We start from the raw sequence: 13,131 nt of genomic DNA, 5'->3' as shown, positions 1-13,131 counted from the left end.
AACGTTATATTGAATATAAATTGTAAATTGTTAAAATATTTAAACATAATTTACAATAACTTTATATAAAATATAACCTACAGGCATAATTTTTGCTGTATTTTTACGAAACTAAAACTAGAACCATAACAATTTAAACTTTTATAACATGAAAACTAAAATTTCCATTCTGATCTTATTTTTGATCTCATTTCAAGCCTTTTCACAGGTAGGAATAAACACCACAACACCAGCAGCTACTCTTGACGTAAACGGAGATGTGAAAGTACGCCAGGTTCCAACAACGACAACATTAACTGGATTTGATGTTATGATGTATAATATTGCTACCGGTGAATTACAACAAGCAGATCCTGCATTAGTAGCGAGTGCCGGAAGTGGTGGTGCTACAAACCCTACCCTGTTTGCTGCTAAAAAAACAGCAGGAATCAGTTTATTAAGCTTAGGATTGTTTCCTTCCGGATTTAGAGGAGTTAACTTCCTGACAGCAGAAAGAACAATCGGTAGTGCAGCATTATTCTCTGATACCGACAATACGTATGTTGTTCCATCTGACGGAGTATACGCTATTGGATTTACTTTCCGTTACGGAACAGGATTACAAGCTTCAATCCTTGCCAACAGCCCGGGAGTAGGAATCGTTAGAACAAGAGCAGGGGTAGCTACTACAATAGATAGCCGTGCATTTAGCGGAGCAAACCTAATTCTGTTAAGCTTAACAATTTCAGAATCCAGCTTGAACTCAATCTATAGCTTACAGGCAGGAGATAAGATTTCATTCGGTCTTGTAGGGTCATCTGCGCTTGACGTAGGTTTACTTGGATCAAGTGTTGCTTCATTCTATATTTACAAAGTATCTAACTAGGACTTTTATTTAATTTAATCACTATACACCGTTAATCCATCATATCCCAATATGATGGATTAATTGTTTTTACGAGTAGCTTAACAAACATTTATTTATATTTGATCAAACAAATGAAAATTATGACGGCAAATTTCCTGGTTATTCTACTGATTGTATTGATTGTTATTGTTTATAGTAATTTAAATAGCAGAATACAAAAGCTTGAAAAGAAAATTTCAGACTTACAGGAAAATACTCCTAAAGACATTCCGGTTGCAGGGCTAAAAAAAGAATCTACAAGTCCATCTCAGCTATCTCCTGAAGCTTCACCTATCAATACACATCATGAAAAAGAATCTGCACCGGAGATCTACCCCAACATTCAGGAACAGGTACCATCAGATCAACAAACAGACTGGCTTTCCCCTATTATGGGTTTTCTTAAACAAAACATTCTGGCAGTTATTGGTATTTTCACTTTGGTTTTAGGTATCGGTTACTTTGTAAAGTATGCCATTGATAAAAACTGGATTGGAGAAGCAGCAAGGGCGACAATAGGATTCTTCATCGGTTCAGCTATTATAATTACAGGTCATTTTCTAAGAAAAAATTATGCAACATTTTCATCTATAATATTGGGAGGTGGTATTGCAATCTTATATTTTACCACTACCATAGCGTTTCGTGAATATCATCTGTTCGCACAGAATACCGCTTTTATTATTACATGCTGTATAACATTATTATCTATCATTCTTTCTTATCGCTATAATAGCGAGGTCCTAGTTATTTTTTCATTATTTGGCGGATTTCTAGCCCCTTTAATGATCAGTTCCGGCCAGAGTAATTACTTATTTTTATTCACCTATATATCTGTTTTAAATATCGGAATGTTTATCATTACCTTTTTGAAACAATGGAAAAGTGTTGGAGGAATTGCATTTTTCTTTACGCATCTCTATTTGTTATATTGGATTGTAGAAAAACCTGAAATATTAAGTATTTATTTTTATCTGATCAATTATGTTATATTTTATGCTTTCGCATTGCTTAACAATATTAAGAAAAACATACTTTTTGCTTTTGATACAATATTATTAGTCCTGGTCAACTTCTTTAGTACTCTAAGTTTAATTTACCTTTTTAACAAATTGGGATATGAACCGGTCATCATATTTCCTCTAATCTTTGCAGCAATTAACGGCTGTCTCGTTTTCAGGGAATATAATAAGAAAAGTTTTAACAGCACTTATTCCATATTTACAGGTATTACTGTAAGCCTTCTAACCATTGCTGTCGCATTGCAGTTCAAAACGCATTTGATCACAAGCATCTGGGCAATTGAAGCAACTTTACTTCTTTTTATCTGGAAAAAAACAAATCTTAGTATTTTTAAAGTTTTCTTTTATATTCTTTTTCCTTTGGTCCTGTTAGCTCAAATCATTACATGGGCACAATATTTCGACGCAAAAGATCTTAACGTAATAATCAACCCTATCTTTTTAACAAGTTTGGTGACAATCATTACCATCCTTTTTAATCTTGCCCTACTCAAAAGATTACAGGGAAATAACACTTCCGGAAATAGCTTCTTTGAAAATGCATTTAAAATCCTTAATTACTCTATCATTTATTTCGCGATATTATTTGAATTGATTTATCAGATTTCTGAACAGCCTTTTGCTATTATTTTAGTATCGGGGCTTTTACTGAGTCTGTTCTACATCTTCATCCTTTTACTACTCGGCAGAAAACTGGAAATAAACAGACAAATCGAAAACGGATTGATTTATTTTTTCTTTTGCCTTACTATCATTCATGTTACTTTCTGTGCTTCCGAGCTTATACATGATATCGTATTAAAGAAAACTTCACCTTCTTTCTATGGAATTTATTTACTATACCTCATTCCTTTTATATATGTATATTATTATAAGGTAATAAACACACCGGATTTTTTGAAAATAAAAATTTCGTATTGGCTCGGTGCCTTTACATTGGTTACTGTTGTAAGCTGTGAATTGTATCATTTATATTTATTGGGAAATTCAGTAAACCTTGCAAAACTGCCTGCACTTCAAAAACATTTTAGCATTCTGTATCTTCCAATCATTTGGGCTATCCTTTCAATTATCTTTATTTATACCGGGCTTAAAAGAGAGAATAATGAATTAAGCAGAATCGGATTCACCCTTATAGGGATCGTTATTGTGAAACTGTATGCATATGATGTATGGCAAATGGATAATATCTCCAGAATTATAGCTTTTATATTACTTGGAGTGATTTTATTGCTAAGCTCATTTATGTTCCAGAGATTGAAAAATATCATTAAAAATCTTGTGGATAAAAAGGAGGAAACTGATAAAAATGAAAATTCAGAATTTTAATAAAAACCATTATTTATACATAATTTTTAATTTATCTTGAAATCACATTCAAATTCTACAAAAAAAACTTATATTTAACCTGTTTTTAATCGTTACTTATTCTTTAGATTATGAAAAAAATACTTTATTCTTTTTTATTAGTATCTTCTGTATGTTTGTTTGGACAGAAGAATCCTTCAGCGAAATTTGCTGTTGCTAATGATATTGTTGGAACAGTTGATATGTTCAAGGACAAATCAGATTTCATACAAAGCATGCATGTTTATAAAACGCCTGCTACTTTGCCACAGAATCTAAAAAAATTCAGTTATCTGGCAGACAATGGGATTACAGAGTTCAAAATCAAAAAAGGATATGAAAACCTTGACAGATTAACATTAGCTCAGCTTAATGTACAAAACAACCTACCCAAAGAAACACCTGTAATCATCGAAGGTTATGAATTTTCTAATCCTGAAACCAGTATTTATGCTGATATTTTAGCTAAAACTGAAGTAAAGGATTACAATGGCAAAAAGTCCCTTTTTATTACAACAACCCAGAAATAATCATTAATTTTTGATCATAAAAAAGGATGCTCAGTGAGCATCCTTTTCTAATACTTATTATTCCATTTTTTTCTGAGTTCTTCATAGATCTTTTTCTCCGTGGCATTATTTCCCGGCTCATAAAGCCTGGTGTCTTTAATTTCTTCAGGAAGGAAATCCTGGTCTACAAAGTTTCCTTCATAAGAATGTGCATATTTGTAGTCTTTGCCATAATTAAGATCCTTCATTAGTTTTGTCGGAGCGTTTCTGAGATGAAGGGGTACAGGAAGATTACCTGTTTGTTTTACTAATGCCAATGCATTATTAATAGCCATATAAGTAGAATTACTTTTAGGAGATACTGCCAGATACACTGCAGTTTCACTTAAAATAATCCGGGCTTCGGGATTACCTATTACGTTGACAGCCTGAAAACAATTATTAGCAATAACCAAAGCATTCGGATTTGCTAATCCAATATCCTCAGCCGCAAGAATAAGCATCCTTCTCGCAATAAATTTAATATCTTCTCCCCCGGCGATCATTCTTGCCAGCCAATATACCGCACCATTGGGGTCACCTCCCCGCATGGATTTAATAAATGCAGAGATAATATCGTAGTGCTGTTCTCCATTTTTATCATATAAAGCCATTGTTTCCTGAAGAACGGCAAGAACATCTTCATTGGAAACCTCAGTTGTCTCTGTATTTTTATATTGATTGAGAACCAGCTCAACAGAATTGATAAGTTTTCTGGCATCACCACCCGAATATTGTATAAATGCACCTTTTTCTCCAATTTTTAAATGGGTATTCTCGTCTTTATTGTACCTATCGAGAGCAATGTCCACCAATTCTTCCAGTTTTTCATAGCTTAAAGCTTTCAGGATATACACCTGACTCCTTGAAAGCAAGGCTGAAACTACCTCGAAACTTGGATTTTCCGTGGTTGCACCTATCAGAACGATCCATCCTTTTTCTACTGCGTGAAGCAATGAATCTTGCTGCGACTTATTAAAGCGGTGAATTTCATCAATAAATAGGATTGGCGATTTTCCTGAAAATAGATTCTGTTTTTTTGCTTCATCAATGACATCGCGAACATCTTTTACACCCGAAGAAACCGCAGAAAGTTTATAGAACTTTCTTCCGGATTTTTCAGAAATAATTTCTGCCAATGTTGTCTTCCCCGTTCCCGGAGGCCCCCATAAAATAAGAGAATTGAGCGTATCGTTCTCAATCATCTTCCGTATTGTTCCCTTCTCACCCGTAAGATGCTCCTGCCCCAGAACATCATCCAGGGTTTTGGGTCTTAATTTTTCAGCTAATGGAATATTTTGATTCAAGATATTTTAGGATTTTTGAGTGAATATTTCAGATTTATGTGTCTGAAACTTATAACAAATTTAAACTAATTTTCATTTTTTTACCCTATTTTTGCATTGTTTTGAAATTAACAGTCAACAAGATCATTACTTTTCCTTTGGTAATTTTAGTTAAATTTTACCAATGGTTTATCTCGCCCTTACTCCCTAAAAACTGTCGTTATGAACCTACATGCTCCCATTATATGGTAGAATCACTGCAGGTGCATGGTATTTTTAAAGGATTGTGGCTGGGTATAAGGAGAATTTCAAAATGTCATCCATGGGGAGGTAGCGGATATGACCCCGTTCCTCCAAAGAAATAAAAATTCAGTAATAAACTATCAAAAAAATAGAAATGAGTAATATTTTTTTCAGAATGTACCTCGTAGTATTTGCCTTCGTTACCCAGTGTATTTTTGCACAGGCATACCCTGGCGGTCTATCGGACGGAAGCTTACAAGTAAATGCTACGGAAATCCCCGTTAAAATCTATTCAACAACTGAAATCAGAGATCTGGACTCTTTTGTGGAAAGACCTATCAATAGTAATGTTCTGGTAATTCTGAATAAGTCTAATTTTGAGCCTGCTTACTTCAATTTCAGCGCTGCAACATTAAGTAAATACAAAGAAGCAAAATACCAGTTTTTTGATAAACACTTTAAGCTGATAGAAACTCCGGCTACTCAGGAAAATATTGAAACTTTCAAATATGCTGTAAAAGCAGACAAACCCATTACAGCTGCAGACCATGTTGAACTGGAAACTCCTTTTAAAATATGGGATCCTTCCAATGGGATCAAACTGGGGCCTGTTACACTTCATTTTTATAGCCTGATGTTCATTTTTGCCTTTGGATTTGGTTATCTCCTGATGGCAAGAATCTTCAAAACTGATAATGTCAATTTAAAATATCTGGAACCATTATTTACATGGACGCTGATCGGAACTATTTTGGGTGCAAGGCTAGGCCACGTTATCTTTTATCAGCCTGAATTATTCAAGGAAGATTTCTGGAGTGTCTTTTTACCAATAAGCACAAAAAACGGCCTGAAATTCACAGGCTTTTCAGGATTAGCAAGCCATGGAGCTACTATTGCTTTAATTCTTACAACTCTTTATTACTCGTTTAAGATCATCAGAAAAAATCCTTTCTGGGTATACGATAGATTAGGAATAGTGGTTTCTTTGGGAGGTGCATTTGTAAGAATGGGAAACTTTTTCAATTCTGAAATTGTGGGAAAACCTGTAGACCCGAATTCCCCGTTTGCTTTACTTTTCCCTCAGCAAAGCAGTGAATATGGTCTAACTGTACCACGTTATCCTACCCAGCTTTTTGAAGCCTTCGGATATATTTGCCTGTTTATCCTACTTTGGATCTTATACAAAAAGACAGATAAGAAATATCAGCAAGGCTGGTTATTTGGATTATTTTTCATTATTCTTTGGGCTATCAGATTCTTTGTAGAATTTTTAAAAGAGCCTCAGGGAGATGAATTTATCCAGATCGGAGGCTTGAATACCGGACAGGTACTTTCTATTCCTTTCATGCTTGCAGGAGTAGTGATCATGATTATGTCTAAAAAATTCAAAATTACTCAGGAACAAAACGCAAAACCTGAATAATTATATTCCTTAAAATAAATATAAAAGCCACAATTGAATTGTGGCTTTTATATTTTTACGACCTCCTTTAGAAGTACTTTATAGCTTAACTGCCGTTTTTTTATTGATTTTCTCAAATACTGTTCCCAGTTCATTAATGAGATCAGTAGAAAGCATAGATTCTTTAGAATATCTTTCTGCTGCATAATCTGCTGCTTTTCCATGAAGCCACACCCCGAAAACAGCGGCATCTTCTTCGGAATATCCTTGTGCCAGTAATGAGGTAAGAATTCCTGTAAGAACATCTCCACTTCCTCCCTTGGCCAGTCCCGAATTTCCTGTTGTATTATAATACACTTTTCCATCAGGAGTAATAATTTGTGTATGATGATCCTTCAGGACAATATATATCTGATGCTCATCCGCTTTCTGACGAGCCAGTTCCAGCCTTTCAAAAGAGTCTGCAGATTTACCAAATAGCCTTTCAAACTCCTTGGGATGAGGAGTAATGATTGAATTCTTCGGGATCAGTTTCAGATTTTTTTCATTTTCCGAAATTATATTCAAAGCATCCGCATCCAGGATCAGTGGTTTCTCATATTCTTTTAAAAATTGCAGAAGCACTTTTTGCGTTTCCTTATCTGCTCCTATACCCGGCCCTATACCAAATACAGAATTATCTTCAATCTCTATCTTACTTGTAACTTGATCACCACTTTTTATAAACATGGCTTCCGGACAAGATATTTGTAAAATATTATATCCGCATTCGGGAGCAACCGTGAACGTCAAACCGGCTCCGGTTTTTAAGGCAGCTTTTGTGGATAGCACAGCAGCTCCCATTTTACCGAAGCTTCCTGCAACAATATATACTTTACCATACAATCCTTTATGAGAAAAGTCCGGTCTCGGTCTAAAAATTCTTTTGATCCATTCTTCATCAACTGAAAAATCAGCTGTTTCAGTATTTGAAATATACTCTCTGCTAAGATTTATATCCAAAATCTCTACCTTACCTGTAAATATACCACTTTCAGGATGTAAAAAGCTCTTCTTCCAGAATTGAAAACTCAGAGTATAATCAGCCTTGAAAATAGTAGAGCCTGCAACAGAAGTGGTATCTGTAAAAAGTCCGGAAGGAATATCAATAGAAATTTTAACAACCTTCAGAGTGTTTAAATAATCAACTATTTCTTTGTATGCTCCTTCAAGTTCTCTTGATAATCCGGTTCCGAAAAGGGCATCAATAATAACAGTATCATCATCCAGCGGGTCCTTATCCAGCTCACTGAATCTTTTAACCGGAATTTCCGAAACCCCTTGTACTCTTTCAAAATTGACCTCTGCATCATCGGAAAGTTTCGATTTGGGATCCTCTACAAATACCTCTACATCAAAACCTTCGGTATGGAGCAGCCGTGCAATAGCAAATCCATCTCCTCCGTTATTTCCAACGCCACAGAAAACAAAAAACTTCTTATGATTTTTACAATGTTCAGATATCCAGTTTACACATGATTGTGCTGCGCGCTCCATTAGTTTAATTGAAGAAATTTGATCGTTCGATATCGTAAACTGATCACACGCCCTTATTTGCTCCTTCGTAAATATTTTCATTTCATATTAGTATCCGACTAATTTATAATATTTTTTATTAACGCAAAGGCGATTACTCCACATTCACATTATTTAAAAAGAATACAAATAAATATCCCATAAACGCGAAAAAAATAACAATTTTAGCTATATTTGTCTCATACACAACATAAAAAAAATTAAATTATGGGATTTTTAAAGGAATTTAAAGAATTTGCAGTCAAAGGCAATGTCATTGATCTTGCAGTAGGGGTTATCATTGGTGCAGCTTTTGGTAAAATTGTTTCATCATTTGTAGAAGATGTTATTACTCCTCTTTTACTTAATCCGGCTCTAAAAGCTGCAGGGGCAGAAAATATCAAAACCCTGGTATGGAACGGCGTTACCTATGGTAATTTCCTGGCGGCAGTTATTAACTTCCTTTGTATAGCAATGGTTCTTTTTATAATGATTAAAGGAATTAACAAAGTATCAAAGGCAAAAGAGGTTGCTCCGGCTGGTCCTACAGATGATCAGAAATTATTGATGGAAATCAGAGATTTACTAAAAAACAAGAACAACATATAACATAAAAACACCTCATTTGAGGTGTTTTTTATTTCAATACGAACTTCATTCGATTAGTGAATCTGTAGTATACTTGAAATCTGCTCCGCTAAAGAAAGACCAATTCTATCCTGTGCTTCCAATGTTGAAGCTCCTGTATGAGGTGTGAGGGAAATTTTAGAATGAGTGAGAATGTCTTTTGAAGGAGTAGGCTCATTAATGAAAACATCCAGTCCTGCAAACTTCACTTTTCCGGAATCCAGGGCTTCAATTAAAGCCACCTCATCAATAACACCTCCGCGTGAGCAGTTCACTATTGCAACTCCGTCCTTCATAATTTCAAACTCATTTTTTCCGATCATATATCCGTCTTTCTGTGCCGGTACATGAAGGGTAATAAAATCCGAATGCTTCAGAACATCCTGTAACGGTTCCGTTTCAATATCCACATTAATAAACTGGTTGTTATAGAACTTGACTTTTATACTTGCCCTGCCTACATTATTATCAGCCGCAACTACTCTCATTCCAAGACCTAAAGCAATCCTAGCAACCTCCTGTCCTATTCTTCCCATTCCAACGATACCGATGGTTTTCCCTCGCAATTCTATTCCTTTAGCATATGCTTTTTTAAGTCCTGCAAATTCAGTATCTCCTACTACAGGCATCTTTCTGTTCGAATCCTGTAAAAATCGTGCTCCTGAAAATAAGTGGGCAAATACCAATTCCGCAACCGACTCCGAAGAGGCAGATGGTGTATTGATTACATGAATTCCTTTTTCCCTTGCATAATCTACATCAATATTATCCATACCAACTCCTCCTCTTCCGATAATCTCAATGGATGGACAATTATCAATAATATCCTTTCTTACCTGTGTCGCACTACGTACCAGTAAAGTACGGATCTTGTGCTCATTAATGTAATCTACTAAAAATTCCTGTGGTACTTTTGTTGTGATTACTTCAAACCCTTTTTCAGTTAATGCATCAATTCCAGATTGATCCAGACCGTCATTTGCTAAAACTTTCATAAATACAATGTCTATTTAAATTTAAAAAGATTTAAAAATTAAAATTCGGCGTGCTGCTTTATCATTAATCTTTAAATCTTTGAATTATTTTTAATCTTCTTTGAAAACTTCGATTGTCACTTGTTTTTCGACCAGATCAGTAAATTTCCCTTTGTATCTTGTCGCTCTCACCAGGTGGTTATCAATCCAGTGATAGTTCCCTCCTCTTGGTTTTCCACACAAAACACTATGGTATTTGAATCCGTGTTTATCCAGCCAGTCAATTGTAATTTGTTTTAAATTTTCAGTGCGGGAAGTAAAAAAGCATATCTGATGTCCTTCATCATACCATTTATTTATGGTTTCTAAAGCATCGGGATAAGGCTCACAGGTAACCATTCTCTCCGGTTCTTCGTTCGGAACATCATCCGTAATTGTTCCGTCAATATCTATTAAGTAATTTTTTACTCCGTCCTTTAGTACTGGACTCACGTGTTCGATATAATCTAGCTCCATCATAAAAATTTGAATTACAAAGTTACGATTTTTACAATGAAAAGAGGTGTTAAACTTTGTTTATGTTAAAAATTTACTACTATAACGTAAATTAGATTAATAAATTCAATATTAAATCAACCAATTTTACATTTATGATTTAAAATTTTCAGTTTCACTTGAGTTTAATCACCAGAAGTTCATTAAAAATAATATCAGATTTCAACAAATAACCACAAGATTTACATTATTGATAATCTGAGATATCATCACTGAACAGAAAATTTTAAAATTTTTCTCCAAGGCTAATGCGCAACCGGTTCAAGGCATTCATAAGGGAAATACTTGATGTAAGTTCTACAATCTCCCTTTCAGAGAATTCAGTTTGAAGTTCTACAAGTAAATTACTGATATCTCCATTGATGAAGGTTACAGCGTCTGCCCACTGTAAAACTAAGAGCTGTTTTTTACTGAATGATGCCGAGTGCTTATATCCCGGGATCTTATTTATTATTGACTGATCGATACCCATATCTCTGAGTTCTCCGGCATGGAAACTGCAACAATAGGCACAGCCGTTTAACTGGGATATCCTCAGCTCGGCCAGAGCAATAAGTTTATTATCAATTCCTGAATTTCTGATACTTGAACGAGCCTGATATAAATATCCAACAGTTTGCCTGGCTATACTTTTATAATCCATCTTTTTTTTACAAAGCTACAGCAGGCATACATTCTTAAAAGAGTAAAAAAAACAGAAGATTAAGTATAAATAAAAGATTAATTTTGTACTAATCATTGATGCTGCGATGGACCATATACATGAGCTTATTGAAATCGAAATAACTGAGTTATCTGAATGGAAGGACCGTTTCCGTAAAAACAGTTTTTTTGAACTCGTCTTCATTCTTTCGGGGAAAGGAGTACAAAGTATAGAATACAAAACCCGGAATTATCAACCTCAGGATTTCTTTTTGCTTCCCTATTCAAAGTGTCATGCCTATGACATCATCCAGCCTACTCAATTTTTATTCATCCGGTTTACAGAGCATTATTTTAAAAACCTTAAAAATACGGATATCAATTACTCACAATGGTACAGCAAACTCAATTATATCATAGGATTCTATGATTTCAGCACAGGACTTGTTTTTCATGATAATAAAGACAAGGAACAGGTTAGAAGATTATTGGATATTATAGTTTATGAAAAGGATCAGAACGCGGCGTATTCTGAAACGTTAATCGCCAGTTCCCTGTCTTCAATACTTACAATTATCAGTTCAAGACTGGCCGATACGAAAGAGAAAGGTGATACTAAATTTTCTGAAATCATCCGGCATATCAATCAAAACATCATTAATGAGGATCAATTGTCTATCGATTATTTATCCAAAAAATTTAATCTTTCCGGAAAGTATTTCAGCGAATATTTCAAAAGAAATGCCGGCGAAACATTAAAGGAATATACTCAAAAAACCAAACTGCAGATAGCGATCAACAGGATTACATATACAACAGCTCCATTACAGGAAATTGCATGGAGCCTGGGTTTTACCGACGGAAGCCACCTTAATAAGGCCTTAAAAAAGCATTTCGGTATATCTTCATCCATATTGAGAAAAGAAAAACGAACTGCAGATCATTAAAAAGTTCCGAAAATTTCAGGGATTCCATTCGCGATCAGGCATTGATATGATGTTTCCCCAAAAATTTCCAAAATACATTTATTAGACTTACATTTGTAGGAATGGAAGAATTGGTAGTCTTAGTAAATCCGCAGGACAATGTTATAGGTTTGATGGAAAAACAGCAGGCACACATTAATGGCTTGCTACACCGGGCTTTTTCCGTATTTCTATTTAATGAAAAGGGAGAAATGCTCTTGCAAAAAAGAGCTTCGGAAAAATATCATTCTCCTAACCAATGGACCAATGCAGTATGCTCGCATCCCAGAAATGGTGAAAGCTATCTGGCAGGTGCAAAGCGTAGGGTGAAAGAAGAACTGGGAATAGAAGTAGAACTTGCGGAAAAATTCAGTTTTATTTATAAAGCTGATGTTGGCGGTGGACTTTGGGAGCATGAGCTTGACCATGTGTTCGTCGGAAATTATGATGCTGATTTCAGTTTAAATAAAAAAGAGGTTGAAGAGGTAAGATACATCTCCATTGCTGATCTGGATAAAGAGATCTCTGAGAACCCAGAAAATTTTACAGAATGGTTTAAAATCATTCTGGAAGAATACAAACACCATTTTTAGATGAGAAAAAATTTGATCGCAGGATTAATATTGATGTTAGGCTGTTTTACCTTTGCACAGAAAACGGCAGTTTATGAAAGTACCAATTACACGATTAACGTTCCTGAAGGGTGGAAATCGACAAATGACGATGATATTGTAAATATATTTCCTTCGAATGAAATTGGTGCCATTACAATTTCAGAATACCATGACCTGAATATTCCTAAAGAGGAAACAAAAAAATTCATCCTTGCCCTTTACAAATCCAATGATGAAGAAAGCAAGGTAAAATCCGGTAAAGGAAAGAAAGGAAAGAAAGGATACACAGAATATACGTATGAATATTTTGATGATCACGATAAGCTTTTCTGGATTACCAAAGTTTTTCAAAAAGAGAAAAACCTGTTCATTATTTCCATCAATTGTGGCCAGAAATATTGGAATGGCAATTATATGAATCTTTTCAATGATACTTTTAACAGCTTTAAAATAAAGTAATAAAAAT

The 13,131-nt window shown here is 34.7% G+C and carries 14 protein-coding genes; 9 read left to right on the top strand and 5 right to left on the bottom strand.

Annotation, left to right across the window (positions count from 1 at the left end; translation table 11 throughout):
• Positions 1-148 precede the first annotated feature (148 nt).
• From MTQ00_RS01840 to MTQ00_RS01830, 3 genes are all read left to right on the top strand, one after another.
• Positions 149-865, top strand: coding sequence for a hypothetical protein (locus tag MTQ00_RS01840; RefSeq protein WP_172277721.1), 717 nt, complete (start codon positions 149-151; stop codon positions 863-865).
• Positions 866-987: 122 nt separating this feature from the next.
• A complete protein-coding gene (locus MTQ00_RS01835; protein WP_273647494.1) occupies positions 988-3,237 on the top strand; it encodes a DUF2339 domain-containing protein in 2,250 nt (749 codons plus the stop codon).
• A gap of 110 nt (positions 3,238-3,347) precedes the next feature.
• Positions 3,348-3,785, top strand: a complete 438-nt coding sequence (locus MTQ00_RS01830; protein WP_172277719.1) for a hypothetical protein — start codon at positions 3,348-3,350, stop codon at positions 3,783-3,785.
• 47 nt (positions 3,786-3,832) lie between these two features.
• Here the strand turns inward: MTQ00_RS01830 and MTQ00_RS01825 are convergent, their stop codons facing one another.
• Positions 3,833-5,110 carry a replication-associated recombination protein A gene (locus tag MTQ00_RS01825; RefSeq protein WP_273647493.1) on the bottom strand — a complete coding sequence of 426 codons (1,278 nt, stop codon included), beginning with the start codon at positions 5,108-5,110 and terminating at the stop codon, positions 3,833-3,835.
• Between the two features lie 101 nt (positions 5,111-5,211).
• On the opposite strand from MTQ00_RS01825, the gene yidD reads away from it, so the two are divergent.
• Both yidD and lgt read left to right on the top strand, forming a co-directional pair.
• Positions 5,212-5,454, top strand: a complete 243-nt coding sequence (gene yidD / locus MTQ00_RS01820) for a membrane protein insertion efficiency factor YidD (protein WP_172277717.1) — start codon at positions 5,212-5,214, stop codon at positions 5,452-5,454.
• Between the two features lie 434 nt (positions 5,455-5,888).
• Entirely contained in the window at positions 5,889-6,755 is an 867-nt protein-coding gene (gene lgt / locus MTQ00_RS01815; RefSeq protein ID WP_228456944.1) for a prolipoprotein diacylglyceryl transferase, read from the top strand.
• Positions 6,756-6,833: 78 nt separating this feature from the next.
• Here lgt and MTQ00_RS01810 read toward each other — a convergent pair whose 3' ends face one another.
• Complete coding sequence (locus tag MTQ00_RS01810; RefSeq protein WP_273647492.1) at positions 6,834-8,351, bottom strand: NAD(P)H-hydrate dehydratase; 1,518 nt, start codon at positions 8,349-8,351, stop codon at positions 6,834-6,836.
• 165 nt (positions 8,352-8,516) lie between these two features.
• On the opposite strand from MTQ00_RS01810, the gene mscL reads away from it, so the two are divergent.
• The gene (gene mscL, locus MTQ00_RS01805) at positions 8,517-8,897 is read left to right on the top strand and encodes a large conductance mechanosensitive channel protein MscL (protein WP_172277712.1); all 381 of its coding nucleotides are present in this window, start codon (positions 8,517-8,519) and stop codon (positions 8,895-8,897) included.
• Between the two features lie 53 nt (positions 8,898-8,950).
• Here the strand turns inward: mscL and MTQ00_RS01800 are convergent, their stop codons facing one another.
• From MTQ00_RS01800 to MTQ00_RS01790, 3 genes are all read right to left on the bottom strand, one after another.
• Entirely contained in the window at positions 8,951-9,910 is a 960-nt protein-coding gene (locus MTQ00_RS01800; protein ID WP_172277710.1) for a D-2-hydroxyacid dehydrogenase, read from the bottom strand.
• Between the two features lie 90 nt (positions 9,911-10,000).
• Positions 10,001-10,408 (bottom strand): LNS2 domain-containing protein, encoded by a 408-nt coding sequence (locus MTQ00_RS01795; RefSeq protein ID WP_373428005.1) that lies wholly within the window; start codon positions 10,406-10,408, stop codon positions 10,001-10,003.
• A gap of 262 nt (positions 10,409-10,670) precedes the next feature.
• Positions 10,671-11,087, bottom strand: coding sequence for a carboxymuconolactone decarboxylase family protein (locus tag MTQ00_RS01790; protein ID WP_273647491.1), 417 nt, complete (start codon positions 11,085-11,087; stop codon positions 10,671-10,673).
• Positions 11,088-11,193: 106 nt separating this feature from the next.
• Here MTQ00_RS01790 and MTQ00_RS01785 point away from each other — a divergent pair, with 106 nt between their 5' ends.
• From MTQ00_RS01785 to MTQ00_RS01775, 3 genes are all read left to right on the top strand, one after another.
• Positions 11,194-12,033 (top strand): AraC family transcriptional regulator, encoded by an 840-nt coding sequence (locus MTQ00_RS01785; protein ID WP_273647490.1) that lies wholly within the window; start codon positions 11,194-11,196, stop codon positions 12,031-12,033.
• Positions 12,034-12,134: 101 nt separating this feature from the next.
• On the top strand, positions 12,135-12,644 hold the full coding sequence (gene idi / locus MTQ00_RS01780) for an isopentenyl-diphosphate Delta-isomerase (RefSeq protein WP_273647489.1): 510 nt from the start codon (positions 12,135-12,137) through the stop codon (positions 12,642-12,644).
• Positions 12,645-13,124 (top strand): hypothetical protein, encoded by a 480-nt coding sequence (locus MTQ00_RS01775; RefSeq protein WP_273647488.1) that lies wholly within the window; start codon positions 12,645-12,647, stop codon positions 13,122-13,124.
• Positions 13,125-13,131 lie beyond the last annotated feature (7 nt).

The organism is Chryseobacterium sp. B21-037 (assembly GCF_028570785.1).
In the GTDB taxonomy this organism is placed as follows: Bacteria; Bacteroidota; Bacteroidia; order Flavobacteriales; family Weeksellaceae; genus Chryseobacterium; species Chryseobacterium proteolyticum.
This window is presented reverse-complemented; position numbering and strand designations above follow the sequence as displayed.

Bases quoted from the DNA above. Each gene is read 5' to 3' on its own strand.
- MTQ00_RS01840 (WP_172277721.1), top strand. From the start codon at position 149: ATGAAAACTAAAATTTCCATTCTGATCTTATTTTTGATCTCATTTCAA.
- MTQ00_RS01835 (WP_273647494.1), top strand. From the start codon at position 988: ATGACGGCAAATTTCCTGGTTATTCTACTGATTGTATTGATTGTTATT.
- MTQ00_RS01830 (WP_172277719.1), top strand. From the start codon at position 3,348: ATGAAAAAAATACTTTATTCTTTTTTATTAGTATCTTCTGTATGTTTG.
- MTQ00_RS01810 (WP_273647492.1), bottom strand. From the start codon at position 8,351: ATGAAAATATTTACGAAGGAGCAAATAAGGGCGTGTGATCAGTTTACG.
- mscL (WP_172277712.1), top strand. From the start codon at position 8,517: ATGGGATTTTTAAAGGAATTTAAAGAATTTGCAGTCAAAGGCAATGTC.
- MTQ00_RS01800 (WP_172277710.1), bottom strand. From the start codon at position 9,910: ATGAAAGTTTTAGCAAATGACGGTCTGGATCAATCTGGAATTGATGCA.
- MTQ00_RS01795 (WP_373428005.1), bottom strand. From the start codon at position 10,408: ATGATGGAGCTAGATTATATCGAACACGTGAGTCCAGTACTAAAGGAC.
- MTQ00_RS01790 (WP_273647491.1), bottom strand. From the start codon at position 11,087: ATGGATTATAAAAGTATAGCCAGGCAAACTGTTGGATATTTATATCAG.
- MTQ00_RS01785 (WP_273647490.1), top strand. From the start codon at position 11,194: ATGGACCATATACATGAGCTTATTGAAATCGAAATAACTGAGTTATCT.
- idi (WP_273647489.1), top strand. From the start codon at position 12,135: ATGGAAGAATTGGTAGTCTTAGTAAATCCGCAGGACAATGTTATAGGT.
- MTQ00_RS01775 (WP_273647488.1), top strand. From the start codon at position 12,645: ATGAGAAAAAATTTGATCGCAGGATTAATATTGATGTTAGGCTGTTTT.